The 26,352-nt window shown below is 55.5% G+C and carries 21 protein-coding genes and 3 tRNA genes; 13 read left to right on the top strand and 11 right to left on the bottom strand.

Features of this window, described 5'->3' with window-relative positions; all coding sequences use genetic code 11:
• Positions 1-115: 115 nt before the first annotated feature.
• The 3 genes from AC5S16_RS13760 to AC5S16_RS13770 are packed head-to-tail and all read right to left on the bottom strand — an operon-like array spanning position 116 to position 2,173.
• Complete coding sequence (locus AC5S16_RS13760) at positions 116-1,090, bottom strand: nuclease (RefSeq protein WP_493930653.1); 975 nt, start codon at positions 1,088-1,090, stop codon at positions 116-118.
• A 36-nt stretch (positions 1,091-1,126) separates the two neighbouring features.
• Complete coding sequence (locus AC5S16_RS13765) at positions 1,127-1,690, bottom strand: anthranilate synthase component II (protein WP_493930654.1); 564 nt, start codon at positions 1,688-1,690, stop codon at positions 1,127-1,129.
• A gap of 15 nt (positions 1,691-1,705) precedes the next feature.
• Entirely contained in the window at positions 1,706-2,173 is a 468-nt protein-coding gene (locus AC5S16_RS13770; RefSeq protein ID WP_493930655.1) for a GNAT family N-acetyltransferase, read from the bottom strand.
• Positions 2,174-2,233: 60 nt separating this feature from the next.
• Here AC5S16_RS13770 and AC5S16_RS13775 point away from each other — a divergent pair, with 60 nt between their 5' ends.
• Genes AC5S16_RS13775 through AC5S16_RS13785 form a run of 3 tightly spaced genes read left to right on the top strand, consistent with a single transcriptional unit; the run spans position 2,234 to position 3,440 of the window.
• Positions 2,234-2,725, top strand: coding sequence for a hypothetical protein (locus AC5S16_RS13775; protein ID WP_493930656.1), 492 nt, complete (start codon positions 2,234-2,236; stop codon positions 2,723-2,725).
• Positions 2,726-2,779: 54 nt separating this feature from the next.
• Positions 2,780-3,058 (top strand): type II toxin-antitoxin system RelE/ParE family toxin, encoded by a 279-nt coding sequence (locus AC5S16_RS13780; protein WP_493930657.1) that lies wholly within the window; start codon positions 2,780-2,782, stop codon positions 3,056-3,058.
• Positions 3,059-3,077: 19 nt separating this feature from the next.
• Positions 3,078-3,440: a HigA family addiction module antitoxin gene (locus AC5S16_RS13785; RefSeq protein ID WP_493930658.1), complete on the top strand. Its 363-nt coding sequence runs from the start codon at positions 3,078-3,080 to the stop codon at positions 3,438-3,440.
• On the opposite strand, the gene AC5S16_RS13790 is transcribed toward AC5S16_RS13785, so the two are convergent.
• The 5 genes from AC5S16_RS13790 to AC5S16_RS13810 form a co-directional block, all read right to left on the bottom strand.
• A tRNA-Arg gene (locus AC5S16_RS13790) sits at positions 3,419-3,495 on the bottom strand. The genes AC5S16_RS13785 and AC5S16_RS13790 overlap by 22 nt on opposite strands.
• The gene (locus AC5S16_RS13795; RefSeq protein WP_493930659.1) at positions 3,486-4,043 is read right to left on the bottom strand and encodes a hypothetical protein; all 558 of its coding nucleotides are present in this window, start codon (positions 4,041-4,043) and stop codon (positions 3,486-3,488) included. Before AC5S16_RS13795 ends, AC5S16_RS13790 begins: the two co-directional genes overlap by 10 nt.
• Entirely contained in the window at positions 4,021-5,115 is a 1,095-nt protein-coding gene (locus tag AC5S16_RS13800; RefSeq protein WP_493930660.1) for a YheT family hydrolase, read from the bottom strand. Before AC5S16_RS13800 ends, AC5S16_RS13795 begins: the two co-directional genes overlap by 23 nt.
• Positions 5,112-5,825, bottom strand: a complete 714-nt coding sequence (locus tag AC5S16_RS13805; RefSeq protein WP_493930661.1) for a DUF72 domain-containing protein — start codon at positions 5,823-5,825, stop codon at positions 5,112-5,114. Before AC5S16_RS13805 ends, AC5S16_RS13800 begins: the two co-directional genes overlap by 4 nt.
• A gap of 28 nt (positions 5,826-5,853) precedes the next feature.
• A tRNA-His gene (locus AC5S16_RS13810) sits at positions 5,854-5,928 on the bottom strand.
• A gap of 75 nt (positions 5,929-6,003) precedes the next feature.
• Between AC5S16_RS13810 and AC5S16_RS13815 the strand changes: the two genes are divergently transcribed.
• The 5 genes from AC5S16_RS13815 to AC5S16_RS13835 all read left to right on the top strand — a co-directional run bounded on the left by AC5S16_RS13815 (position 6,004) and on the right by AC5S16_RS13835 (position 14,789).
• Positions 6,004-6,519, top strand: coding sequence for a DUF4112 domain-containing protein (locus AC5S16_RS13815; RefSeq protein WP_493930662.1), 516 nt, complete (start codon positions 6,004-6,006; stop codon positions 6,517-6,519).
• A 33-nt stretch (positions 6,520-6,552) separates the two neighbouring features.
• Positions 6,553-6,629 (top strand) — tRNA-Pro (locus AC5S16_RS13820).
• 421 nt (positions 6,630-7,050) lie between these two features.
• The gene (locus tag AC5S16_RS13825) at positions 7,051-7,830 is read left to right on the top strand and encodes a Hachiman antiphage defense system protein HamA (RefSeq protein ID WP_493930663.1); all 780 of its coding nucleotides are present in this window, start codon (positions 7,051-7,053) and stop codon (positions 7,828-7,830) included.
• A complete protein-coding gene (locus tag AC5S16_RS13830) occupies positions 7,814-11,323 on the top strand; it encodes a DEAD/DEAH box helicase (RefSeq protein ID WP_493930664.1) in 3,510 nt (1,169 codons plus the stop codon). The genes AC5S16_RS13825 and AC5S16_RS13830 overlap by 17 nt, the downstream gene beginning before the upstream one ends.
• 76 nt (positions 11,324-11,399) lie before the next feature.
• Positions 11,400-14,789 (top strand): NERD domain-containing protein, encoded by a 3,390-nt coding sequence (locus tag AC5S16_RS13835; protein WP_493930665.1) that lies wholly within the window; start codon positions 11,400-11,402, stop codon positions 14,787-14,789.
• Positions 14,790-14,897: 108 nt separating this feature from the next.
• Here the strand turns inward: AC5S16_RS13835 and AC5S16_RS13840 are convergent, their stop codons facing one another.
• Positions 14,898-15,515, bottom strand: coding sequence for a TetR/AcrR family transcriptional regulator (locus tag AC5S16_RS13840; RefSeq protein ID WP_493930666.1), 618 nt, complete (start codon positions 15,513-15,515; stop codon positions 14,898-14,900).
• Positions 15,516-15,575: 60 nt separating this feature from the next.
• Between AC5S16_RS13840 and AC5S16_RS13845 the strand changes: the two genes are divergently transcribed.
• Positions 15,576-15,965, top strand: a complete 390-nt coding sequence (locus AC5S16_RS13845; protein WP_493930667.1) for a DUF5367 family protein — start codon at positions 15,576-15,578, stop codon at positions 15,963-15,965.
• Positions 15,966-16,399: 434 nt separating this feature from the next.
• On the opposite strand, the gene AC5S16_RS13850 is transcribed toward AC5S16_RS13845, so the two are convergent.
• On the bottom strand, positions 16,400-17,152 hold the full coding sequence (locus AC5S16_RS13850; protein WP_493930668.1) for a 4'-phosphopantetheinyl transferase family protein: 753 nt from the start codon (positions 17,150-17,152) through the stop codon (positions 16,400-16,402).
• Positions 17,153-17,339: 187 nt separating this feature from the next.
• Here AC5S16_RS13850 and AC5S16_RS13855 point away from each other — a divergent pair, with 187 nt between their 5' ends.
• Positions 17,340-19,700 carry an ABC transporter permease gene (locus AC5S16_RS13855; protein WP_493930669.1) on the top strand — a complete coding sequence of 787 codons (2,361 nt, stop codon included), beginning with the start codon at positions 17,340-17,342 and terminating at the stop codon, positions 19,698-19,700.
• 164 nt (positions 19,701-19,864) lie between these two features.
• Here AC5S16_RS13855 and AC5S16_RS13860 read toward each other — a convergent pair whose 3' ends face one another.
• A complete protein-coding gene (locus tag AC5S16_RS13860) occupies positions 19,865-20,491 on the bottom strand; it encodes a hypothetical protein (protein WP_493930670.1) in 627 nt (208 codons plus the stop codon).
• Between the two features lie 370 nt (positions 20,492-20,861).
• Between AC5S16_RS13860 and AC5S16_RS13865 the strand changes: the two genes are divergently transcribed.
• Genes AC5S16_RS13865 through AC5S16_RS13875 form a run of 3 tightly spaced genes read left to right on the top strand, consistent with a single transcriptional unit; the run spans position 20,862 to position 26,321 of the window.
• Positions 20,862-21,635, top strand: a complete 774-nt coding sequence (locus AC5S16_RS13865) for a P-loop NTPase family protein (RefSeq protein ID WP_493930671.1) — start codon at positions 20,862-20,864, stop codon at positions 21,633-21,635.
• 7 nt (positions 21,636-21,642) lie between these two features.
• Entirely contained in the window at positions 21,643-23,145 is a 1,503-nt protein-coding gene (locus AC5S16_RS13870; RefSeq protein WP_493930672.1) for a DNA polymerase Y family protein, read from the top strand.
• The gene (locus tag AC5S16_RS13875) at positions 23,145-26,321 is read left to right on the top strand and encodes a DNA polymerase III subunit alpha (RefSeq protein WP_493930673.1); all 3,177 of its coding nucleotides are present in this window, start codon (positions 23,145-23,147) and stop codon (positions 26,319-26,321) included. The genes AC5S16_RS13870 and AC5S16_RS13875 overlap by 1 nt, the downstream gene beginning before the upstream one ends.
• Positions 26,322-26,352 lie beyond the last annotated feature (31 nt).

The following is a 26,352-nucleotide window of genomic DNA, read 5'->3' on the forward strand; positions in this document are numbered from 1 at the left end:
CTAAGCCATGCCTTTTCTTTTGCTCTGTGTCCTCTGTGCTGAGAATCCTCAGCGAGATTCTGCGTCCAATTAACTCTAATTCGCTGAAAAAAAACGACCTCTGGGAGAGAAGCTACTACCCCCGCCCAAACAGGTGAGAAAAGAAGTGCCCGATCTTGTGAAAGAAGCCGCCTGACCCAGCCGGTTTCGGAGACGGCGGGGGCGGAGCCGGAGGAACGACAGGGGCTGAAGGCGTGGAAGCTGGAGCAGAAGCCGCAGGTGTTACCGCGTCCCCCACTTTGTCTGTAGTTCCGTTGTAGGTAAGCGGAACATCCACCTGGGCATGCGGAGTTCCTGCAGGAACAGCAGGCTGAGCCGGTTGCGGAGGAGGCTGCTTTAATCCCTCACTCACCGCCAGCGGAAAAGTCGTGTCGGCAGGTGTAGACGAAGGCCCGCCCACAGCCTTTCCGTCAGTACTCGCAACTGCAACCGAAGTATCCGTCGGGCAGCCGCAGGGCTCCGTCTCGTTGTCGACCACCTGGCTGATGCTTCCATGCTCAAACAACACGCGCTGGTCGGGCTTCACGCGGTAAACACCATTCTCAAACTGGCTGGTAACTGTAATGTAAGGAGCGTTCGCGCCATGGTTGTCGATGCATGTGTCACCCTTCTGGTTCACGCGCATCTTCAGGTCGGCATCGCCTGGGCCAGAAACAAGAATATGCAGATCGGGCGTCAGGATCACATCAGAATACGCTCCCGGCTTGTAGCTCGCTTCAATCGCGCCGCGCGCTAATGAGATCATCAGCGCCGAGGAATACTGCCCCGTCGCAGGAACCACCGAGTTGTCCGTCGTCAGGTGAATCCGGGTCGAAGCGCACAAGCGCAGCTCGCCTCCGCGCTCCAGAGTGATGTGCGCCGTCTTGTCGCCCGCTGTAATGCTGCCGCTGTTGCCGATGGCAGCCTTGCCGTTGACCACTTCGAGCGATCCCGAAACCGTCACGCCGTCGGTGGGCACGTAGGCAATGGGCTTCTGCTGCGCATGTGCCGCAAAGGCCACGCATGCGAGGGGGAAAAATTTCCAGTGCCGGAGAACAGAAGGTAACTGCATAAATGCCTGAATGGACGCGCTTAACCTGGAAGAATTCTACAACTCCAGAAAGTTCCTGATCAGCCGCTTTCCGTCCTGCGTAAGCACGCTCTCCGGATGAAACTGCACACCCTCGACCGGATACTCTCGATGACGGAGCCCCATGATCGTTCCATCGGCTGTGCGCGCCGTCACTTCGAGCTCCTCCGGCAGACCCTTCTCGGAAACGATCAGCGAATGGTAACGCGTGCAGGTCATCGGGCTGGGCAAACCTGTGAAGATGGTCTTGCCGTCATGCTCCACTGCGCTCGTCTTGCCATGCATCAGGTGCGGAGCGCGCACCACCTCGCCGCCAAACGCTGCGCCGATCGCCTGGTGCCCGAGACACACGCCGAGAATCGGGACTTTGCCGGCAAAGTGGCGGATCAGGTCGATCGAAATCCCCGCCTCCTGCGGCGTACACGGCCCGGGCGAGAGCAGAATCCGCTCCGGCTCAAGCGCTGCCACGTCCTCAACCGTCAGCTCGTCGTTGCGCCGAACTGTCATCTCCGCGCCCAGCTCGCCCATGTACTGCACCAAGTTGTAGGTAAAGGAATCGTAGTTGTCCAGAACAAAGACCATGGGGTTAATTTCAGTTTACTTGAGATGCTTCAACATAAACACCGTCGCCTGCGGATTATCATTGTACCGCTCGCAGAACTGATAGTTGTGCCGGCGGTAGAAGCGGATCGCGGGCATCAGGTCCTTCTTCGAATCAAGATAAAGAGTCCTGTAGCCATATTCCGCGGCAAAAGCTTCAAGCTCTGCCAGCAGCATCTCGGCCACGCCCTGTCCCCGGTAATCCGGACGGACATAGAGCCGCTTGACCTCCGCGCTATGTTTGCGACGCGGCAGACGGCGAAGCGCGATGCAGCCGATCACTTCGTCTTTCGACATAGCCAGCCACACGCCCGCGCCTGGTCCGAAATACTCACGCTCAAAAGTGGCCTGATCTTCTCGCACCAGCACCCCAACTGCTTCGTAATATTCGGACACAATCCTGTATGCAGGCTCTATCTCGTCAAGCCCGGCGCGATGGACTTTCATCTGTGCGGAAGAAGGCATTTCTTCAGTGATAAACCTATTATGCCTGTGCTACCCTGTGGGACACGAGAGGTTCGTCCGATGAAGCGGTCAACTCTTGCCTGTCTGTTCCTCGCTGCAGTCTCTGCAGCGGCGCAATCAAGCCCTCAGCCTGCACAGGAAGTTCTGAGAGCGCCCGCCAGCCAGTCTAGCTGCCCGGTCGTCTTCACCAGCGTCGCGCTCAAAAGCCATGCCGGATATCTTCCCGTACGCACAGACGCACCTTCTTCCGGCAACCTCGACTTCGGCTACCAGAACCAGAGCGGCAAACCAATCCAGTCCATCGCCGTCGAAGTAGAGCTGACTACGAAAAACAGCCTCTACGATCTCGACGCCACAACCGCGACCATCAAGATGCTCCTGAGCGGCAATACCATCGAAGCCGCGCTCCCCGCCATAGGCTATGTCTACGGAATCAGCCGCGTCACCCTGGAACAGGTGATCTACACCGACGGAACAAACTGGAATGCCGGCAAGCAGGTCTGCCAGTACAACAAATCAGGCAGCCCTGAAAAAGTCTTCAAAGTCTGGTAGGCGGAACATATAATCTTTGACATATGACGCATCACGTCATACCCTCCACGTTAGATGATCGCCAGCTTTAAGGACAGGGATACCCTGGAGTTGTTCACCCTTCGCAAAAGCCGTCGATGGTCAAACATGGCCAATGTTGCTCTTCGTAAACTGGATCAATTAGAAGCCTCCACTTCTCTTGAGGACTTGCGTATCCCTTCGGCAAATCGTCTCGAAGTACTGAAGGGAGATCGAAGGGGACAGGACAGCATCCGCATTAACGATCAATACCGCGTGTGCTTTCGCTGGCTTGCCGATGGAGCGCACGACGTAGAGATCACCGATTATCACTAGTAGCTTTGAGGAGATCATCATGGCCATTTGCCGCCCCAGGAACGGCTGGAACATACAACGCATTACAACCCATCCCGGCTCAATGCTCGAGAAGGAATTTCTCGCCCCGCTTTCCATCAGTCAGAACCAGCTGGCTCTGGACATCCGTGTCCCCGCGACACGCATCAGCCAGATCATCAAGGGGAAGCGTGCCATCACTCCGGATACGGCATTGCGCCTGTCCCGATACTTTGGCAACAGTCCTGAGTTCTGGCTGAATTTGCAACAGATGTACGACCTGAGCAAAACCCGCCAGGAAGCAGGCAGCCAGATCGAAGAGGAAGTCCGCCCGGCCAGCGCATTGCTTAAGCGCATTTGGAATGGTAGGCGAGGCAGGGCTTGAACCTGCAACCCCCGGCTTAGAAGGCCGGTGCTCTATCCAATTGAGCTACTCGCCCGCAGTGGCGGATGCTTCTATTGTAGCTGTGATTGCATGATCGAGTGCGAGCTCAAAAACACGTCGCGCCGCTTCGTCATGCGCACCGCAAGCTGAGACATATAGCGTCATCGCGAAACCCTCGCGCTCGCCGACGAACGACTGCCTCACTACAAATTCCACCGTCGCTTGTGACAAAGTAATTTTTCTAAGAGCAAGAACCGAAGCTTGTGCCCAGTCTTCATGCGCAGCAAACGATGCAAACAACGCGCCGTCGCGAGCGATCACGTCGATATAACAGGAAAGCCCGACAAGCGCCTCTTTCCTGCTCGCATCAAACTCGAAAGGATCGATCTCCTCCGCAGCCAGCGCCCAGCTGTCGCATTTTGATGTAAATAGCGGAGATGCCGGCGCATTGAGCCGGACCAAGGCTACAGCAAGCGCCGGATCGGCAACAGCTTCAGAAATCTTCGTGATGCGCGAAGCCTCGCGCAGGTCGACAAACCCTTTCCATGGAACCGCGATGACCGGCAGCTCCGCGCCGATCTCAACCGACCAGTCGGCTTCCATTCCCGTGCGCTTCTACAGTTGCAAGCAGAAAACCGAGCAATGTCTTCTCTGCCCAGTAGCCGTCGTACCCATCGGCGGAAGCAAGAAAGGCGCAGTGCCCGCCGTGACTCGTCTCAAGAAAACTGACTTCAGGATTGTCGATCAGCGCCTGCCGCGTCTCCGGCAGCATGCGGATAAAAGGATCATCGAGCGAATGAACTATCAGCGTCGGCACACGCAGCTGCGACGCAACGCGCGAGCTGGCAACTGAATAGTAGTAGTCATCTGCATCTGCAAAACCACCAAAACGCGCGACGATATATTCATCGAAATCGCGCATGCTGTGGATCCTGCCTAGAGTGCCATCCGTGAGCAACGGCAGATACAGTCGCGGAAAAAGGTCCGCCTTCCTCCGCACACGCGCCAGCATCGCATGCAGAAAATACCGCTCGTAGAAACGGTTCTGCGCTTCATGCAGCGCTGCCGAAGAGGCCGCAAGATCCATCAGCGGAGAGATCCCCACCACCGCCTTAAGCACCTGAGGGGTTTCCACGCCGGCCTCGCCCGCATACTTCAGCACCAGGTTGCCGCCCATCGAGTAGCCAATCAGCGCAACTGCCTGCAGTCCCTGCTTGTCGACAATGCGCTCTACCACGCGCGCCACATCGCCCGAGCATCCGGAGTGATAGATCGATGGCGAAAGCATGTCCGTATCGCCGCAACTGCGCATATTCATGCGCACAACGTTGCATCCAGCAACCCACGCGCGCGTCGCGTTGCCCAGAACATACTGCGAGCCCGACGAGCCTTCGAGCCCATGCACCAGAACCACCGTCAGCCGCTTACTGCGCACTTCCTCCGGCTGCCAGTGACAGTGGCACAGAATGCGTGAAGGCCCATACTCTTCATATCCCGGCGCAGCCGCTTCGACCTCCACTATCAGATTCTCCGCCTCAGGCAGCGACCAGTGACGCGGCAGAAAATTGCCCGCCAGCGTCATTACGTGCCCGTTATTGAGAAAGCGGCGCGGAATGAAATCGCTGTGCCATCCATTCGACACAGCCCCGGAAGCCAGCTTGATGAAAGTCTTCAACGCAGGCCTTCCAGTAATGCGGCCGCATGAAGCGCACCTGTCGGGCTTTCTTCATGCTTGAAATACGCAAACACATCGCCGGACTCAGCCCGCTGCCTGAGCAGGCCGCGAATCCCGTCCAGCTCCTGAGGAGAATAATCGCTTCTCCGCAACCGATAGCACGAGAACGGCGCCGTCACCACATCCGGAGTCGCCAGTTCATCGCTCTCCGCCACGCAAAGCGCCGCTCCATGCCTGCGCAAGACTGAGTAAACCTCTTCCGTAAACCATGACTCATTCCGGAACTCAAACGCCACCCTCAAGCCGGTCGCCGCAGCCTCTGACAGAAACGATTCCAGCCGCTCGATATCTGCCTTGAAGTTCGGAGGCAGCTGAAAAAGCACCACTCCGATGCGCTTTGCCTGAATCACAGGCTCAAGCGAGCGCGCAAACCCCTCAAGCGCTGTAGCACAGTTCTTCAGCCGCAAAATATGTGTGATCCGCTGCGGAGCCTTGAACGAGAAGCGAAACTCCGGCCCTGTTGCCGCCAGCCACGACTCGGTCATCGCCGCGCTCGGCAATGCGCGGAAGGTATAGTTCACCTCGACTGAATTCAGCCGCGTCGCGTAGTGTTCAAGAAATTTTTTCGAGGAAAGTTTTGGCGGATAGAAGTCCGGCTTCCAGCTTGCGTATGCCCAGCCGGAGGAGCCGAGATAAATGTGTCCGTGCATGCCAGGCGGGGTTAAACCGTTGAATCCATGGGGCGGCTAGTGGGGATCGAACCCACGACATCCTGAGCCACAGTCAGGCGTTCTGCCGCTGAACTATAGCCGCCGTACAGCTATTGATTGTAGCATTTTCAACTACGATGGAGTGCGGCAAAACACCGCATCCAACTTGAGATAGACAATGAAGCCAGTCTTTCTGCCTCCGCAAGATCAAGGCCTTCGCTCCCGCACGAAGCTCGGCAGAAACCTCTTCGCTAACGAGAACCTTGATCTCCTCGCGCACCTGCTCGACGACTGGTTCCGCATCCCCGGCACTACCATCCGTTTCGGCCTCGACGGCATCATCGGCCTCGTCCCCTGGGCCGGCGACGTGATCGCCGGGCTCGCCTCCTGCATCATCATCGTCGCCGCCTGGTTCCGCGGAGTGCCCTACATCACCCTCACGCGCATGGTCGTCAATCTCGGAATCGATGTGCTGATCGGCAGCATTCCTCTGCTTGGCGACGCCTTCGACATCGCCTGGAAAGCCAATCGCCGCAATTTCGCGCTCATGTCGCGCCACCTTGAGCAGCCGCACCGCCACACATGGAGAGACTGGGCCTTCCTGCTGTTGCTTGCTCTGGTCGTCGCAGCAATCTTTTTCGTACCGCTGCTCATGCTCATCTGGGCCGCAGAGTGGATGACATACCGCATGTAAAATGAAAAATTCCTACTGTACAATGAGAAAAGTCGGGGCGTAGCGCAGTCTGGTAGCGCATCTGCTTTGGGAGCAGAGGGTCGGGGGTTCGAATCCCTCCGCCCCGACCAAAATCAACTGATTGGAACTGAACCGCTTTAGCCGTATTCAGTTTAGATTCAGCAAGTTCCAGATTTTCCATACCTTCCATGGCGTCTCTGGAATCTCTGCCGTAGAACCAATTCTACCCAAAAACGGCACCAGTGGCACCACCCCTATTTCCCATCAAAATGTAAGGATTTGCCTATGCAGGGTTCCAAAAAGCTGCATACCGCCGGAACAATGCCGAGGCTGGCCATTCATCAGAAAAGACAGCGGAACGGCCAGGTCGGCTGTCTTCGTTGTCGATGAGTACATTGGCGATTATGCATGAGTTGGGACTCACTGCTTTCGGTAAGAGGCGTACGGCTACTCGATAGCGGGTGAGACCACAGATCACACGCAGGCTGTGCCCATTGGATTAGCCAAGAGCGGTATGATGTTGGAAACGCGATGGTTCAGTTCAATGAGTGGTGCGATTCCGCCGACGTGCCGCTGGGTAATAACCATGTGCGGCTTATGACCGGCAGGCCGACACACGCCGCTATTGCCATTCAAACCACTGCCGCAGTGGTGCCGACCCATTATGCCGCGGAAGAACGCATCGCCCGCGCGCTTCAGCGTCTCGGCAAGCCCGCAGCTGCCCAATTGATCATCGATTCGCTACCCCAGACAGCCCAGATCCGGTCTGGCGACCTTGGTGAGATCTATGCAACGGAATGGATCAATGCTCATAGCGGTTATCGGGCTCCGATTAAGCGCTTGCGGTGGAAAGATCACCGGAACATGGCAATGCGTGGAGACGATGTGATTGGCCTAATCCTCGACCCCACAACCCATCGCCTTCTCTTTTTGAAGACCGAAGCCAAGAGCCGTGTCACTCTCCGCGCCCAAACTCTGGAGGAAGCTCGGACGGGGCTAGACAAAGACGGTGGCCTACCATCGTCGCACGCGCTGGCTTTCGTCTCCGCCAGACTTCTTGAGCTCGGGAATGAAATGCCGCTAGTCGACGCTATTGACGACGCTCTCTGTCGGTACGGTATTCCAGCCGAGAGCGTAAAGCACTTGCTGTTCACATTCTCAGGAAACGCGCCGGAGACACTTCTGACCCAGGCGTTACAAGCATATCCAGGACCTATCGACCAGTTAGGAGTAGGCCTGCACGTTGATGGTCATGCTGAGTTCGTAGGTGCCGTTTATGAGCAGGTGATCGCTAATGCCAACCACACCTGAAGCCATCGTCACCGCAATCACGGACGCATCCTCCACCGGATTCCGGGGGCGATTGATTGCTCGTGGGCAGGCACGTGCCATGATCTGGCGAAATGGCGTGCTTCCTCCTGGAGCGCCCGCCTTTTCAACCCAACTCAGTTACGACCTCCACAGCTACGGCTACGGTCTGCTTGGACTTGGATTACGGTTACTCGAAATTGGTGGTGATCCCGGTCCGGCCCGAGTCGCATTCGAACAGGCAGCAACAGCCCTAGAAGCCGTCATGGCCAAGGGGAATCACCAAGAAAGCGATCGCCACTTCCATTTCGTTATGGCTGCGGCGAGCTATCACCTCGCGCACCTGTCAGCACGCGCCTATTCGCTACTCTCAATGGTGGGGGCGGAGACGAACTTCAATCCGATAGAGCAGGCTCTTGCGCTTCTTATGCGCCGAGAGATAAATGTTCTCCGGGATCTCGTTCTCGCGTTTCGACTGAATGGCACCGGCTCAGACAACAGTGTCAGAAACTTGTTTCTGGAGCGGCTCGGGAATCAGAACGCAGATCGAGATGGCAATGACTTTTTATTCGAAGGTCTTGACCTCGCTATAACCGACAACTATTTCGGCGCTATGGCGCAGTTCCTTCTCGCAATGGACCGCGGAGAAAGGCCGCTGGTTGACAGCTCCATCGCGCGCCTTCGAGAAAGCCTTGCCGTCTGCTCGGAGCTAAATCTTCTACCTCAGTGGTGGACGCACAGAGTCACGATCCAACTTTTGTTGGACCTGTGGTCGAATACGTTCCACGAACGCCTACCGCGTGAAGCAGTAGGCGACGCTTTAGGCTCATGGCCGGGGTTGCGCGAACTGATGATAGGTTCCCTCAGCCGAAGATCAAAGGCAGAGATCGATCTATGGCCGTCTCAAGTCATCGCCGCCGCACGTACCATCGACGAATCCGATGACCTCGTGGTGTCGCTGCCTACAAGTGCCGGCAAGACACGAATTGCCGAGTTGTGTATTCTTCGCTGTCTGGCAGGCGGAAGGCGTGTAGTTTTCGTAACTCCGCTACGCGCACTTTCAGCTCAGACCGAAACGACCCTCCAACGCACTTTTGGACCGCTCGGAAAGACGATCTCCGCCCTCTACGGGAGCATCGGCGTGTCGGCATTTGATGAGGACACGATTCGGGAGCGAGACATCGTCGTGGCCACACCCGAAAAATTGGACTTTGCCCTCCGCAATGATCCTTCTCTGCTCGACGATGTCGGTCTGCTCATATTCGATGAGGGTCACATGATTGGGCCGAGTGAGCGTGAGGTTCGATACGAAGTTCAAATCCAGCGCCTCCTCAGACGTCCGGACGCGAACCAGCGCCGGATCGTTTGCCTCTCGGCGATTCTTCCGGACGGCGACCAATTGGAGGACTTTGCAGCGTGGCTCCGGCGGGATCGACCGGGCGGTGCAGTCAAGCATGACTGGCGCCCGACTCGGCTGCGTTTTGGCGAAGTCATCTGGAATTCGCCTACCGCGCGGCTCAACCTCCGCGTTGGCGAAGAGCGGCCCTTTGTTCCGGTGTTCCTCACAGGCGCAGCTCCGCCGCGTCGCGTACCACCCAAAAAGTTGAGAACCCGGCTTTTCCCTGACAACCAGCAGGAACTGAGCCTGGCGACCGCGTGGCGATTGGTTGAGGACGGTCAGACCGTTTTGATCTATTGCCCTGAACGCCGCAGCGTTGAACCGTTCGCCGACATCATCGTCGATCTTCACGAGCGCGGTGCGCTGGATTCTTTGCTCATCGCAGATCCTGCTCGGCTGCAGACCGCCATCTCACTCGGCGAGGAGTGGCTCGGCGCCGGCAGCAATCTCTTGAAGTGCCTGCGGCTCGGTGTCGCTCTTCATCACGGCGCACTGCCAACTGCTTACCGAAAAGAAATTGAACGGCTTCTTCGTGATGGCGTCTTGAAGGTAACGATCTCGTCCCCGACACTCGCTCAGGGGCTCAATCTGTCAGCGACAGCAGTGGTCATGCACTCGCTTTACCGCTCGGGTGCCAAGATCGAAGTTTCCGAATTCAAAAACGTAATCGGACGCGCAGGACGCGCTTTTGTCGATCTCGAAGGGCTTGTGCTTCATCCCATTTTCGAGGACCCCAAGGGCAGAAGACACACTGAATGGGTCGCCTTGATCGAAGACCTCGGCGCACGCGAACTGGAGAGTGGTCTTGCGCAACTCGTACAGAATCTTCTGTTGAGGATGCACGCCCGGATCGGCGGCGATATCAATCGACTGGTCGAATATGTCGTCAATAGTGCTGAGCCCTGGACATTCCCAGAAATCCCGAACGAACAACCGCACAGACGTCAAAGAGCAGTGGAAGATTGGGAACGAAACATCGCAACGCTCGATACCGCAATCCTGAGCCTGATCGGCGAAGCGGACGTTCCTGATGATGGCATCGAAGGAGCTTTGGATGCGATCCTTCAGTCGTCTTTATGGCAGCGACGATTGCTCCGCACCGACGATGCGACGCGGAATGTACTTCGTACCGCTTTACTGACCCGCAGCCGTTTCATCTGGGCTCGCTCGACGCCCGCCACCCGTCGAGGCTATTTCCTCGCTGGTCTTGGGCTTGAGGCGGGTCATGCACTCGATGCTGTGGCGACCGCGGCCAACGAGTTGTTAGTGCAAGCGAATGCCGCACTTCTCGTGTCGGATGCGGAGGCAGCGATTGCCGCCATCACAGCATTGGCAGAAAGCCTGTTTGCCTTCTACCCTTTCACTCCTGATCCGTTCCCCGAAAATTGGAGAGCCATTCTGAGAACCTGGCTTCTGGGTCAGTCTTTGGCAGAAACGATTGCTGGACAAGAGGGCGACGCATTGCGATTTATCGAGGGCGGCCTTGTATATCGGTTGCCGTGGGCGATGGAAGCGCTCCGGGTTCGTGCCTCGGCGAACGGCGATATCGTCGGGCAGCTCGGCATGAACTTGGATGATTATGAGTTAGGATTAGCCGTGCCCGCGGTAGAAACAGGTACGATGAATCGTTCTGCATCGATACTGATTCAGGCCGGCTTCAATTCTCGCCTTGCCGCCATCAAAGCTGCGAATGACACTGGCGCGGTGTTCACTAACCAGCGTGAACTGCGAGAGTGGCTGCAATCGTCCGTAGTTGCTGGTTTCGCTGCTCGGCCAGACTGGCCGACCACCGAAACCAGAGCGATGTGGCTTGATTTCGCACAGCAATTCATACCGCGTGGAGATCGTACCTGGGCTGAGCGGAACTATCGCGCGAACGCGCAGTGGTATGGTGCTCCGGCGCCTCCTGGAGCTCCTCTTTATCTTCATCATTGGAGCGGTCAGCCCTTGATCCTCTCAGCGGATGGCACGACTCTGGGGCTTCTCAACCATCCTCTCAGCCCTAACCGACGTGGTGTAGTCCGCACCACCGCGTCGACTGAACCCGGCGTTCTTGACCTGAGCTACCTGGGTCCGAACGATCTATGGGTTGTTTAATGGTGCGGCGGCCGCCATTGTCAGAAAGCGCTCTTATCCGGCTTCCTGAGAGCAGGGCGAAATCGAGAGGATACTTGTGCGAATCCTGATCGGCCAACCAGTAAAGGGCACGGAGGCAGTCGTTCTCCGGCGTCTGTTTCAAACTGTCAAGGATTTCGATGGGCTCATCCTCTCCAATTTCTGTATCGGTCCACGCCAATTCGATTTCATACTGGTACTGCCCCAATACACCGCACTTATTGAACTGAAGTCCCTGAGTGGAGCTGCCTTTGGCGGGCAGAATGGCAACTGGTCAATCCGCGATTTCACTGGCGAGAAGAGAGAATACCCCGGGTTAAACCCCTGGAGTCAGGCAGAGGGCCAGTCCAAGGTGCTGAGCGATGAGATGTCCCGACGACAGAAGACGGATCAAAATCTGCCGGCGCCGCTCAATGGACAGTTCTATCGCGAGTTCGAAACGATAGCCTGCATCTATCCAACGCTGCATCCTGATTCCGAGATCGAAATCAGCTCTTTCAAAGTAAAAGTCATGGGATGCGACGATTTGATTGCGAGCGTGACCTCACAGAGAAGAGACCGTTCCTGGAAGATCTCGGACTGGGAGCGGTTTGCAAAGGAATCTCTCAATTTGCAAACCGTCTCGCTGGGAGAGGCAATCGATGAACGAGTGCTTCGAGCGCATCGAACAGTCAATGCCTATCGGCAGCGCCTGCGAGAGTCTTACAGTTACGACCTGGCGCCCCTGCCTGAAACAACTGCTGACGGAGCGCGTGGCCACTACCTGATCGACCGTCTCATGGAGCCAAGGCACCGGGTGTTAGTAGGCCCAAGCGGCAGCTGCAAATCTTTTCATCTGCGACATCTTGTCGTCTCGCTCGCCAGCAGCGGGAATGAAGTTCCAATCGCCGTCGATCTGAAAGGATACGACGGCGGAGAATTCTCACGCCTGCTGCAACAATCCATATCTCCATTCGCCGAGGTAAGCGCCGGTGATCTGATCGGCGACATCAATGCCTGCGGATTACGAACGATCATCGTCATCGACGCCCTCAATGAATGTCCGGAAGCTTTCAGGCCAAAGCTTCTTGAAAAACTCCAGGCGTTTGTTCTTCTCCGTGAGGCTCGGCTTGTAATGGCCGATCAAGCCGGCATTGAACTTCCTCCAGAGATTAAGGGGTCTGCGATTTCGGTGAAGCTCCCCGCCGAAAATGAGAAGCTCCAAATATTTTCCTATTACGCTGGAGAGTCCCCATCTGAAGGGCTCGCCCACTTGTCACAGACTTTCACCAATGCCTTCGATCTGAAGCTGGCGGGAAAGTGTCACGCGAGAGGCAACCATCCCGAGTCTCGATGGGAATTGTACAGCCGTTATGTCAGGGACGCTCTCGATGGAGCGTACATTGTGGCCTCAGCATTTCTGCGGACCGTTGCAGGGGAAATGATGGAGACTCTGACGATGGCGGTCAGACGAGATCGTTTTGAAGCACTCGCGGAGACCTTCTATCAAAAGCAGCAGAAGCCGCTTGCCGCTCTCGAAGAGCTGCTGCAGTCCAGATTGATCTTGCCTGGGGACGAATACATCTTTTTCGAACACGAGCTCCTGCTCGACTTCTTTAAGACACAGTATCTGACTCGAAAAAATGAAACGGCAGACGATCTGGCTTCAGACCTGAGCCGTCCCAGAAACGCTCATCTTTTCGAGCTGGCTTTGGGGCAATGTGAGACTGAGGGAGCCGTAGCAGCGGTTATCGCCAAAGCTGACAACACAAAGCCGCTTGGACTAGCCTTGCGAGGCCATTGTGGTTCCGTTGCACAGGTGGCAGTAAGGAAGCAGTGTCTTGCCCTCCTCGCCTTAGGGGTAAGCGAAACCTCCACCATTAAGCTCACTTGCCAGACGTTTGAGACAGAGAACGGTAAGAAGGGGCTCGTAGGCTTCGACATTACGGGCAACAGACCACTTTCCAGCTACGGAGCGGTCCTCTGCGGGGTCGTTGCAGAGAACCTCGAAGATAAAGCGATCCAACAAGAGTTCTTGAAGCTCCTCGAGCTAACAGATACAAGCTTTCTCGATGGTGTCAGACGTGCAGCGGAAGAAGCTGGTGTCGGAGTGCGTAGTGCCTACAGCGAAGCGATTCGGTTGTACGGCGGCTTGTTTGCCTATGGGAATGGCTCACCGTTTGTCTGTGCTGGCATCCTTTCGGCAATCCGGTATTCACGCATGATGTCGCAACGAGAGCTCCGCCCCTTGCCGATTCTTCACAGTCTCGTAAGGAGTGTACGTGCCGATGACGCAAGATACTTTTCCTTCTTTGCGCTTCTAATCGACCTTCAGCGTGACTCCAATGGCCTAGAGTTCGATGACCTCATCGATCTCGGCCAGAGGGCGTGGAAAACGGGGATTGGATGGTTACGCATGGAAGGTGTGCGGATGCTCAGCTATCTTCATTTCCGCTCTTCAAAACTCGGGCCGAACCAAATCGCTCAGGTAAGAGAGATGTTGCAAGGCTTCGAGACTAACGATCTCTTGGTCAAGACAGAGATTATCGAAGCGTTGGCAGCCTATGACGGTTTCGAAGCACCAGTTTCAGCTAAAGGTGCCCTCACCGAAATGTGTGATCTGATCGAAGCAACCGACGAGCCCACGATTGGGCAAGCCGAAACCGCCGCTCTTCTCGAAACAACCTGGACACAGTACAGGCGAGATGCAGCTTACAGCGCTCTCGGCAAGATATTTGAAGACATCTTCATGGGCGCATATTCCCAGGCTTACGGTGAATTGTCCCCTCTGCAACGGAAGAAGCTGCTAGAGCTCGCAGCAATGTGTAGTCGTCCCGGCTCCCACATCGATTGGATTCTCTGGGAACTCCTTCCCATAGCAGACGTGGAGAGTTTGCCTATCTTCCAGCGATTCGCCACAAACCTGGATGACGACTCTCCTTTCACCCAGGATGTCATCAGTGCCTTTCTGGCGTCTGTGGCGGGCTATGCTCGCTTGAGTGAAACACCTCCTCCAATTCTCGATGGCGCTCACGACGACCGGAAAGCATGGGCCATCGTTAGCTCAATTGTGTTCTGGTCGATGAAGGTGACAGACGGCAGGAACAATGACGAGGACGTTCGACTCGGATGGAAGACGCTGACAGAGGAATTTTCGTTGTGTTTTCCAGATATTCTCCAGAAGATAAATGAGTCTCAGTGGCGCAACAAAGAAAACGCCATCAACCTGGCTAAGGTATATCCAGAACAAGTGCGCCCTATTCTGGAGTCAGCCCTCCGACACCGAACATTTTTGACGAGTCTGTTTCGTCATGGTGGTACTGCCGATGAGCGTGTTCTCCAAACGGTAATTCGGACGTTGGAAGAGATCGGCAATAAGGGCTCAATCTCCGCACTTGAAGACCTAGCAGAAGACGCTAAATTCGGAAAGCTCGCGGTCCAGGCTATCCACGCGATACGAGGGCGCTAAAAACGTGTGCGTGTCTATTGCTCATGCTGCCGGGAGAGGCCATCGTATGCTCGCAACTAGCGATAGCAGATGGGATGAGAAGGCCGAACTACTCGGAGAGGAGGTTCTTCAGCTCGGCTTATGTAATCGACGAACTTTGCGCGAGTAATTCTGAGTTCGCAGCGTGTCGCTTTCAGGGGCAAGCGTCTTGCAAAGACGGTTGAGCATGCGTTTGCCACGTTCAGGGTCACCAGTGACCAAATAGGTCAGGACCGCGCCTTGAAAGGACTGTAGAACATCCTCCACTACTTGCTTGTTCGGCAAATAATGCAACAGCAAATCTACCCATAATCGCTGCTGTTTCACGTAGAACTCGTGGGCCCTTGTAGATCCGTTCCAAGCGCGTTTTGAAAGATCCATGGTGAGCATGAGAACTCCTTTGGAGGCTGGATCAGTTGTCCTTCGCCAAAGTTCCGACAAGACCTGTTGCAACGAGATTTCGGAGGGAAAGTTATTGGGTGTGAACTGTGCGCGAAGCCGGATCTCAAGTAAGTCCATCGCGCTCTCTTCTATTGCTTCTCGCCCCCCGAAGTAGTGAATCAGCATGCGTTTGCTCACTCTTACTTCGTGAGCGAGCTGATCCAGGCTCAAATCCAGGGTTCCAGCTCGAACGAAGGCTCCAAGACAGCGGAGGACTATTTCTTCATGGTTCAGTTTCACATCACGAGTACCCCAAACCTTGGACATGTACCATATGGTACATTAACCGTATGTACCACCTGGTACATACTCGCTAAGGAGAATCCCATGAATACGCAAAACCGTCTCTCGTTGTTGTTCCTAGGGCTCATCATCTGGATTGTTGGCAGCATCTACTATGCGTTTCGCGGTGCTCAGATTTTAGAGACGACCAATACTCGCTATTGGATTAGCTTCTTTCTCTCCCCTCTAATCAGTGCGATCTTGGTCGTTGTCCTTCTGAAACTGTTGCGGATCGCACCCTCGGAATGGGCTTCTGCTGGATTGCTATTAGCTATTCCCGGCATGATTGGTGAAGCCATCGTTCTGTCTCACCTTTCAACATTTATGCCCAGAATTCAGGAAGCATCAGGAGGTCGCTATGGAGCATTTCTATTTGCCACCTATGCCGTCGTCTTGGGGATCGCGGAGATCATCACGCTGAATGCTGCTAACTGAAAACAGGGAAAAACGCTTGTTCGAATAGGAGGCTCTTATGAAGAGGCAAAAGACAGCGGTATGTATACCGAGTCCAACGTCATCTGACGGACTTACCGTCGGCTTGGATTTGGAAGATCGATCAAGTATCTATTGCATACTTGATCGGCACGGAGAGGTGATTTCAGAGCATTCAGTTCGGACGACACCCAAAGAGATGACGGGCACTTTTTTATGTGTACCTCAGAGTCGTATCGCACTTGAGACGGAAATGCATTCACCATGGATTAGCCGCTTACTGAGCGCTTACAGACCGAAAGTAAACCTATAAGCAAGAATTCCCAAGATGCGGCATTGTTTGAGAAGCCAAGTACGGTGCACGTAAGTCGAGATTTGAAGTCTAAACCGGGAGAGATAGAGGCATGTTCCACGATGGGATCGTGGAACAGAAGGCGTTATCTTGATCCGTAGGAGGCATCACTTTTCAAGAATGTCAGTGGATCGATTTTGCGATGCACCCGGACCGTCCGCTCAGATCCCCGATAAGCCACCGCCGCTATGTATGGATCACCTAATCTCACTTCGAACAGATTCCAGGACTGAGCAAGGTCTCTGTCGCCTTCAATATGAAGAAACCTTGCAATGTCGTTAGGACTCAAGGTCACACGAAAACCATGTAATGGTGTGGATAGTCCTTCCCCGATGGCTTTGATGTATGCCTCCTTCCGTGTCCAGCAACGATAGAACGATGGTGTTCGCTGCTCCTCTGGAAGTGAAAGCAACTCGCGAGCCTCTTCCGGACAGAAGAATTTTTCCGCAAGTTCCTGTACGTCATTCATGGACCGCAGCAATTCGACGTCAACACCTATTTCGCAGCCTTTCGCCACTCCGCACACCATCATTCCATCTGTATGAGAGAGATTGAACTCGATACCGGTGTGCCTTCTAAGAACAGGCTTCCCCTTCGACTGATAGTGCAATTGAATGGACTCAGGATCAGCATCCAAGTAGCGGCTGAGAAGAAGCCGTAACAGCCCACGGCAGATGGTGTAGCCATTGCTCAGGTACGCGAATCTGAACTGGTTCGCCCGATGCCTTTCGTCGACCGACAAAAACGGGCGAAACGGCATGGCTACAGTTTCGGTTGGATCAATCGTAAAGGCCCACAGATGTATTTCTAGATCATCGATTGCAAATTGAGGATTCATCTGAGTCTCCTCGTAGGCCTTTCTGTACCGAAGACGCAACCGGGCGATGATTTGCGATTTTCTCTCCCAATGTGCGTACAAGATGTTCATTCTAACGTCTCACCCTGTAGAGGAACATCCATGGAGAGATTGTTGCAGGACATTCGTTTCGGAATCCGGTCCCTTGTGAAGTCCACGCGTTTCACGATTGCAGCAGTGCTCACGCTCGCGCTGGGGGATCGGCGCCAATACCGCGATGTTCAGTGTGATTCATTCTGTCCTGCTGAAAACCTGGCCAGTTCATGATTCCAGCCGTCTGATCGTTGTTTCGCAACGCCAGGCCAATGGAAACAGCAATCTCTTCTCCACACAGGATTTTCTAAATTGGAAACAACAGGGCGGCCTACTGGCTCAAATGGGGGCACACGTCTCCTGGGCGTTTAATCTGAGCGGCGCAGGGACTCAACCCGAGCGCGTAACAGGCGGCGAAGTCTCGCATGACTGGCTTCCGGCCCTGGGGGTTGAACCTGCGCTTGGACGGCTATTTTCGCCACAAGAGGACGTCGCGGGAGCCGGCAACGTCGTTGTGCTGAGTTCGGCCTTATGGAAAAGTCGATATGGTGCCGATCCCGGCATCGTCGGCAAGCCCATTCAACTCGATGGCGCGCCATATACCGTGATCGGTGTGATGCCTGCGGGATTCGATGGCTTTACGGACAAGGAATTGTTATGGACACCCCTGCAGCTTCGACCAGGCAGTGGCGTCAGTTCGACTCCGACTTTTCACTGGCTGAGTGGTTTAATCCGCTTACCGGACGGAGTCAGCCTCAAGCAGGCCCGCAATGAACTGGATGCCGTCGCAGCTCGCCTGCATCGCCAGGACCCGAGTGGGGATATGGGTTTTGGTGTTTACCTGCAAACCCTCAATGACGCCTTTACGAGGAACGTGCGGCCAGCGTTAATCATGTTGATGGGCAGCGTTGGCTTTGTGCTGCTAATTGCCTGCGCCAACGTTGCTAACCTCCTTTTGGCTCGCGGTGCCGCGCGGCAGCGCGAAATGGCCGTTCGCACTGCGCTCGGAGCATCTTCTTATCGCATCCTTCGCCAACTGTTGACCGAGAGCGTGCTGCTGGCGGGAGCAGGCGGCGCCATGGGCATTGCTGTCGCCTTTCTTCTATTGCGCGGGATGCTCGCTATCCATCCTCCATCGGTCCCGCGTATCGAACAGATCGGCATCGACGGCATCGTCCTCGTCTTTTCGCTTCTTGTATCTGTGGCAGTTGGTGTCTTCTTCGGGCTCGCGCCTGCGATAGAAGCCGCCAGGGTGGACATGAATGAGAGTTTGCGGGAACATGGGGGATCGTCGAGCCGTGGATTCGGTCGTAATCGCTCTATTCTCGTTATCAGTGAAACGGCGCTTGCGTGCATGCTCCTGATTGGAACCGGACTAGCACTGAGAAGTCTGTGGTCCCTCAAGAGCATCAAACTCGGGTTTGTTCCAGAGAATATGCTTACCTTCCGCATCGCCGCACCGACACAACTCACCGGGTCGCGAATTTCGGATTTCTACCACGATGTAGCCGAACGGGTGCGCGCTTTACCTGGGGTGCAATCGGCTGCAATCGCCCGCGACCTTCCGCTTGGAGGCACTGACCCTTCGATGCCGATCGACACGGAAGGCAAAACGCCTGCTCCGCTCCAAGGAGAGATCGTGACGCGATACCGGGCTGTGGACGAAGATTATTTCCGCACACTTCAAATCCCCCTGCTGCAAGGCCGCGCTTTTGCTGAACAGGATACGGAAACCTCTTCGCCCGTTGCCATCGTGAGCGAAAGTCTTGCGCGCAAATACTGGCCGGGCGAAAGTGCGGTGGGCAAGCGTATCAAACCGCGGTTCGCAGGCAGTTCGTGGTGTGTCGTCGTTGGAGTTGCAGCCGACGTTCGACACTGGGGGGCAGATGTCGTGATCGAGCCGACCGCCTATTATCCGTATACCCAGGTCCCAGACAGTATGCGTTCACTCCTTGAGGCAAATATGGCAATCGCGGTCCGCAGCCGCCTGACGCAGAACGAACTTCTTCATTCGATCAACGATGTCGTCGCGAGCATCAATCCGCAAGTTCCCGCATACGAGATCAAAACGATGGAATCGATGGTGTCCGATTCCGATTCGCTGCGCAATTTCGATCTCCTGCTACTTGGTGGATTCTCCTTGCTGGCACTGGCGCTGGCGGCCGTCGGAGTGTATGCGGTGATGGCATATTCTGTTTCGCAGCGCACACGGGAGATCGGAATTCGCATTGCTCTTGGAGCGCGATCCGGGGATGTTCTGCGCCTCATTCTTCGGCAAGGGGCGAAGTTGGCGATTGCAGGCTCTGTCATCGGGGTTGTCGGCGCATTCTTTCTGCGCCGCATCATGGCCAGTTTTCTATACGGACTGAGTGCCAATGATCCCTTGATCCTGGGCCTCGTTCCCTGCGTCATGGTCTTTATTATCGTATTGGCTTGCTGGTTGCCAGCTCGAAGAGCCACGCGGATAGACCCGATGGCAGCTTTGCGCTACGAATAGCATGACGCAGACTTAATTGTTGCCTTATCGCCCATGCCACTCGGCGAACCGATATTCTGAACAGTTTTTGTGTTCTGGATTTGTCCTGGCGCCCCCCTGTCCGGGGACCAACTAGAAGCTGGCCAGAGGGTCAACGCTATGTCCGAGTGGAAAATGGATCGACGTCAGGTGCGACTCGTCTGGGGACGAAGTGCGCGTTGATTCTTGGCGGACCTGCCTTCGCTCCAAACCAGAGTTGATAGAGCAAGGAGTGAGATAACAGCAAAGGGACTCGCATAGATGAGGAAGACCTCAAGCGGCCACTGCCAGCCCATAGCTGCCCAGACGCTCGGATATCTGGGAAAGAGTCTGATGGCCGTGTGCAAGCTTTGTTCATGAGCGTATTGTTCTTCCGTCAACCACAGCACGCGCCTGAGGAAAGAATGCTTAGGCGGTTGATCGTCCGGATCATGCCGCTGTAGATGGGTGATCTCATGAGAAAGAACGACTGCGATCTCTGCCGGCCTGTTACGATGTCGATCGCACACATGAATCACGCCATCCTCAAGCGTGGTGAACCCTTCTCTGCCACGCGAGCAGGCGATGAACTCGATCGGATTGCCATGTTTCCGCAAGTAATCGACCTTGTCTGGATACACTTCTGCCAGGATGGTTAGACCTAACTCCACATCGTGTTCATAGTGAAGTCCTGCTGTCCTTGTGAATATTCTTTTTGCAGGCCCCAGATCATCTTCGGAAAAATTCTGTATCTTCCAGCCGCAAGTAAAGACCAGGAGAACAGTGAAGACCATGATCGCAATCCATCGAGTACGAATGGGTAGACTTTGGAGTTTTTCATGAAGTGATCGCATAGTTCGGCACACATCCTTTATGCCATATCCATAGAAAAAAACTAACTCGGAGTGACCAGTTTGTGTAAGGGCATGGATTCCTTCGCAAAATATAGCTTCTATGAAACTGCCTCAAACAACTCATCCGGCGCTTTTCCATAGTATTTAAGGGCAGAAGCAGACCTGCTATTCTTTCCCGTCATATCTTCACCAATGATTTCAGCAAGTTAAGCCGATCTCCACATCCGGATGCCCCAACGAATGTTGACAAGTTGGGAGCGACAAAAGAAAATCAAGAATCTTAGGCGAACAAAAAGCGAAATATTGAGGCATGGCGACTGCTGCTCAAATCCGATCTCAGATTGAATCGCTTCTGGCGAATCGGATTCCGCGTGCGCTCACTCCCAAAGCTGCAGACGATCAGGAATCGATCCTGTGTGGGCTTCACGATCTTGACAGTATGCAGGCCTTTCCACGCGGCGGTCTTATCGAGCTTTGCGGTCCGGCGTCGAGTGGAAGAACCAGTCTTCTACAAAGCCTGCTAGCCTATGTCACCTTTGCCGGAGAAGCGGCAGCGATCCTGGACGCAAGCGACAGCTTCGATCCGGTCAGCGCAAAACAAAACGGGGTTCTTCTCAGGAATCTCCTTTGGATTCGTCCGGGGGCGGTCCGGATTCATAGGCGTGCCCAACTTGGGGTTCTCGATCAGCTGCTCATGGCAGCCGACATCATCCTCCAGAGTGGAGGATTTGGGCTGGTCATCCTGGATTGCGCCAATATACCTGCGATGGAGTCCATCAAAATTCCACTCACTACCTGGTTCAAGATGCTCCGTTCAGTCGAAAACACCCGCACAGCCTTCGTGAGCACAGCTGAGATTCCGATTGCTGGAAGCAGCGCGTCGGTGACAGTGCAACTCGAGCAAACAGACGTCAAGCTGTTGCAGACGAATGCAAAGTATGGCTCCGGCCTGTATGTGGAGGGTGCCTGCCTGATCGATTCGATCGGCATTCGTGCCGAGGTGACACGCGCGCGCCAGCGTAAACCTCCGCAATCTGCATATCGTATAGCCAACTTCACCACCACAGTTCAAGGGTATCGATAGGTGAATTGTGTTTGGTTGTGTCTATCTTCCCAATTTCGTTTGCCAAGCATGCCTGCGTCTGAGACCTGAACTTCACGGTGAGCCTGTAGCCATCGTGGAAGGCGCGCCGCCTCTGACGCGTGTGGTCGCTCTCAATGCCAAGGCTCGGAAAGCGGGCATTTTCGCGGGCATGACAAGGACCGAAGCCGAGAGCTACGCCGGAATGGTCGTATGCGAGCGCCAGCCGGATCTGGAGATCTCTGCCCATGCAGCTCTTCTCGATTGTGTCTGGAGATTTTCGCCGCGCATCGAAGGGATCGCGCTGGATACGGTCGTGCTTGATCTCTATGGCTTGCACAGGCTCATGGGGACATTGGAGGAGATTGGAAAGCAGATTCGTGAGCATTCGCGATCCGTGTCTCTTTATGCGCGTGTTGGCATCGCGAGCAGTCCCGACGTCGCCAGATTTGCCGCGCGATCCACCCGCAGTCTACGAATCATTCCGACCGGACAAGAAGCGGAAGCGCTCAAGCCACTGTCCGTCACGCTGCTTGACCTGGACCCTGCTATAGCCACCATCCTGCATCGCTGGGGAATCCGCACATTCGGTCAGCTTGCGGCTCTCCCCTCGAAATCGCTCGTTGCGCGCCTGGGTCAGGACGGCCTGTGGTTACAACGCCTGGCGCAAGGTGAGTCAGCGCGCATTTTTGCGCCGACTGAGTTACCCCAGAGGTTTGTCGAGCTGGTCGAACTCGACGATCCCGTCCACGACATGGAGTCGCTTGGCTTTGTCATCCGGGTCATGCTCGATCAGTTGTGCCAGAGACTCGTTCACCGAGCACTCGCGACAGCTGAACTGCGCATGGAATTGCAACTGGATCTGCTGAGCAATGGCGCAACCGCGACAAACATCCCTTACAGCCGGTTCATCCGAATCCCTATCCCGACCACGGACGCGATGCTGCTTCTGAAGCTCGTACAACTTGATCTTGCAGCCCATCCACCGGGTGCGCCGGTTGCCAAATTGCGCTTGGAAGCCGAACCCATGCGACCGCGGCATGTGCAGGAAGGCATGTTTACGCCGCAGGGGCCGGAGCCGCAACAGCTGGAAGTGACGCTCGCTCGATTGCGCAGGCTGGTGGGAGAGGATCGAGTGGGATCGCCTGAAGTCATCGAACGGCACAGCGCGGAGACCTTTCGTCTGGTCCATTTCACCCCCGATGCAAAGGCAATACGCAAATCAAGAATTGCCCCGAAGAAATCCGCTCTTCGAATATATCGTCCGCATCGGATCGCTCACATTCAGAGTCACGAGGGAGCGCCTGTCTCCGTGTGGTTTGAGAACCGACGGTATCGAGTGCAATCGGCGGCTGGTCCCTGGCGCAGGTCGGGTGAATGGTGGAGTCCCAGGCGCTGGGGACGAGACGAGTGGGACCTTGTCCTTATGCAACGCGATCAGACGGCGCTGATCGTAAAGGCATACCGCAATCTGCTCAACGGCGAATGGTTCATCGAGGGGGAGTACGACTGATGTATGCCGAACTGCATTGCCGTTCCGCTTTCAGTTTCCTCGAAGCTGCTTCCTTGCCGGAGACCTTGGCAGAGGTCTGCGCAGCCAAGGGGATTTCTGCCATAGGGCTTCTCGACCGAGATGGTCTTTATGGTTCGCCTCGCATGCATTTTGCCGCGAAAGAAGCAGGGATTAAGGCCCATGTCGGCGGGGAAATCACGCTGGAAGACACGCTCTTCGGAACCGCCGCGCGCTGCCGTTATCCCCTCCTGGTTGAAAACAAGCTTGGATACGAGAATCTTTGCCGGCTCATTACGAAATACAAGCTACGCGAAACACAAAAAGGCAGCGGGGCAGCTAGTGTTCCGGAGCTTGAAGAATACTCCGCCGGTCTCGTCTGTCTTACCGGTGGCCTCGAAGGACCGCTCGCCGAAGCACTCATGCGCGGAGGATACGACGAGGGACTTCGGGCGGTTGAGCGCATCGTTCGGACTTTCGGGCCTCGCAATGTCTTCGTAGAGCTTCAACGACATCGGAATCGGGAACAGGAAGCTCGCAACCAGGCGGCCGTCTCCATTGCTCGAACTCTCCATCTCCCTCTGCTTGCGACCAACGGCGTGACCTATGCAAGACCGGTCGAACGCGAGATTCAGGATGTATTGACCGCAATCCGTCTGCACACGACTCTCGAAGGCGCTGGATTGGCACTTGAGGGGAATGCCGAGCGGCATTTACGTTCCCCGCGGGAGATGGAAAGACTTTTTCGAGATTTGCCAGAAGCTATTCACAACTCAAGCGAGCTTTCTGCGCGCCTGCAATTTGAAATAGAAAATCTTGGTTACCAGTTTCCTCGCTACGAAGTCCCGAGCGGCGAGACGATGGATTCGTTTCTTCGCGCTCGCACTCTCGAAGGCTTTGAAAGACGATATGGCATTCAGGGCGGACGCATTCTACAACGCGCCCGCGAACAGGTTGAAAAGGAACTAGGGCTGATTGCGAAACTCGGACTTGCCGGGTACTTCCTCATTGTGTGGGATTTAATCCGCTTTTGCCGAGAGAAGGAGATTCTCATCCAGGGGCGTGGCAGCGCCGCCAACAGTGTTGTCTGCTACAGCCTAGGCATTACCGCCGTCGATCCGATTCGCCTGGATCTTCTTTTTGCACGGTTTTTGTCGGAAGAGCGTGGTGAATGGCCAGATATCGATCTCGATCTGCCGAGCCGCGATCAGCGTGAGCGCGTCATTCAATATCTCTACCGCAAGTATGGCGCGGAAGGTGCGGCGATGACGGCCAATGTCATCACCTATAGGAATAAATCGGCAGCGAAGGAAGTGGGCAAAGTACTGGGGATTGACGACGGGACTCTATCCCGCCTCTCTTCGACGGTCGGCTCTTTCGAGTGGAAGGGTGCATCGGATACGATGCCGGCGCACTTCGCACAGGCCGGACTGAATACCGAGCATCACACCATCGCAAAGTATCTTGAATTGACCCAACGGATGCAGGACCTTCCACGCCACCTTGGACAGCACAGCGGCGGCATGGTCGTCTGCGAGCATTTGCTCAGCTCCGTCGTTCCCCTTGAACCGGCAAGCATGCGGCATCGCATCGTTCTGCAGTGGGACAAAGATGATTGCTCGGACCTGGGGCTGATCAAGATCGATGTTCTTGGCCTCGGCATGATGGCGGCGATTGAGACCTGTCTCAAGTTCATCGCCGAGCACTATGGGATGGAGATTGACCTGGGCCAGATTCCGATGGACGATCCGCGCGTTTACGCGGTCCTGAGTATCGCTGACACCATTGGTCTCTTCCAGGTGGAGTCGCGTGCTCAGATGTCTGCCATCGCGCGCACCCGGCCTGCCAATTTCCTCGACCTCGTAATCCAGGTCGCCATCATCCGCCCCGGGCCGGTGATCGGGAAGATGGTAAACCCCTATATCGAGCGGCGGCTCGGTCGTCAGGAAGTGTATTACCCCCATCCGGACCTCGAGCCTGTGCTCAAAGAGACGCTTGGCGTACCTCTTTTCCAGGAACAGGTTCTACAGATCGCCATGATCATGGGCGGTCTTACCGGAGGTCAGGCTGAACAGCTGCGACGTGCGATGGGACGGAAGCGCGCAGACAAGCAGATGCACGCGATGGAAAGACTTCTGCGCGAGGGGATGACGAAGAAAGGAGTCGATGAGGAGACACAACAAACCATCTTGGATATGGTGGCCTCATCGGCGGAGTTCCAGTTTCCGAAGTCCCATGCCGCGAGCTTCGCTCTCTTAGCGTATGCAAGCGCATGGCTCCGTCTCTATTACCCTGTCGCCTACAGTGCAGCACTGTTAAACGCGCAGCCGATGGGATTCTATGCCCCGGACATCCTGTTACGAGATGCACGGCGGCATGGAGTAAAGTCACGCGCGATCAATGTCAATCAGTCCGATTGGCTCTGCACGCTCGAACGGATCGATCTGGGAGCCCCTGAGTTTGCTTTGCGCATAGGAATGCGCTACGTGAAGGACCTGCGAGAAAGCACTGGGCAGGCGATCGTTCGAGAACGCAAGAATGGTCCCTTCCTCTCGATTCAGGACCTGCTGCGGCGCGTTCCCGAGCTTCGCGGAGGTGAGTTGCGCGCCCTGGCCCTTGTCGGTGCATTGAATCTCTTCTACAAGACGGCGAACAAGCAGCACCGCCGGACAGCGATGTGGGACGTAGAACGCGCCTTGCGTTCTCCCGGTCCTCTCTTCGAATCGCTAGAAGGGGAGGAACCGGAAATGCCCCTCGAGAGGATGACGACCGAGGAGCGGCTCCAGGCAGATTATTCGGGGACAGGATTTGCCTTAGGAGCCCATTGGCTGAGCTATCACCGCGAATTTCTGAATGAGATCGGTGTGATCCCTGCAGCGGATCTCGTGTACATTCCGGATGGATCGCGGGTGCTCATCGCGGGCACAGTGGCGGCGCGGCAACGTCCAGGAACAGCCAAGGGATACATGTTCATGAGTCTAGAAGATGAGACTGGCCTATCGAATGCCATCTTCGATCCCAAGTTCTATGATTCTCACCGCATGGAGTCCACACACAGCTCAACTCTTCTGATCGAAGGGAAGCTACAGAATCTGGACGGAACAATCTCCGTGAAGGTTGAGTACGTCGAGGAGCTAAGACTCTCGGCAGCTAAGATGGTGTCACATGATTTTCATTAGAGCGCCGAAGCGCACTCTCACGGTGTTGCCG

The organism is Acidobacterium sp. FHG110202_01 (genome assembly GCF_059115305.1).